At 49.3% G+C, this 904-nt stretch carries 1 protein-coding gene; it reads right to left on the reverse strand.

Going from position 1 to position 904, the window contains the following annotated elements:
* The coding region (locus R7Q46_RS25670; RefSeq protein WP_318078014.1) for an efflux RND transporter permease subunit at nucleotides 1-904 on the reverse strand (904 nt) is incomplete at both ends.

Below are 904 nucleotides of genomic sequence, written 5' to 3' on the forward strand. Positions count from 1 at the left end.
ACCTTGGATGCTGGTATCCACCTCAGAAACCAACTGTTCTTTGCGAAGCCTATCCGCGACTTTCTCTGCTTGAATCATCAGATCTTCATAAGATGTCGCTTCATCACCGTAAACTTCTGCCGTAATGGTGGCGATAACAGGCGGGCCTGGCGGCACTTCGACTAGCTGCACGTCAGCGTCAAACTTATCTGCAATCTGCTCTAAATCCGCCCTGAGTCGTGTCACCAGTTCGTGTGATTGCATTGCGCGGCGATTCTTCTCAGCAAGAACGACTCGAAGCTCGCCTTGGTATGGTTCGCTGCGCATAAAGTAGTGGCGCACCATGCCGTTGAAATCCATTGGGGAAGCGGTGCCTGCAAAGCCCGACACACTTGTCACTTCCGGCACCGTCATTAAATAGTCCGTAAAGCTCGACAGCGCGTTGGAGGTATCCACAAAGCTTGAAGACTCTGGCATGTTTAATACCAATTGGAACTCATTTTTATTGTCATAAGGCAGCAACTTGAGTGGAACTAAGCGAAGTGCTGGCAACAATGCTGCCAAGACGAACAACAAGGCAACCAAACCAAGGAAAAGCCATGCTTTCTTGCGGCTTTCAAGTAGCGGAATCAACACACCACGATACAAACGATACATCGGCGAAGATTGGATGTCATAGTGGCCGTTTTCCTCAGCACCTTTGAGTAGCTTCTTGGCAAGCCAAGGCGTGATCATAAACGCGACAACGGTACTAAAGATAACGCTGATCGGAACGTTGAACGCCAGTGGCGCCATGTAAGGCCCCATCATCCCAGTGATAAAAAACATCGGCGTAAACACGATCACGATTGCGACCGTCGACATTAACAAGGCGCTACGAATTTCTGCCATGGCGAGAACAATCGCATTGGTTCGTGTTAGATTT

The sequence above is a fragment of the Vibrio sp. 811 genome, assembly GCF_033339195.1.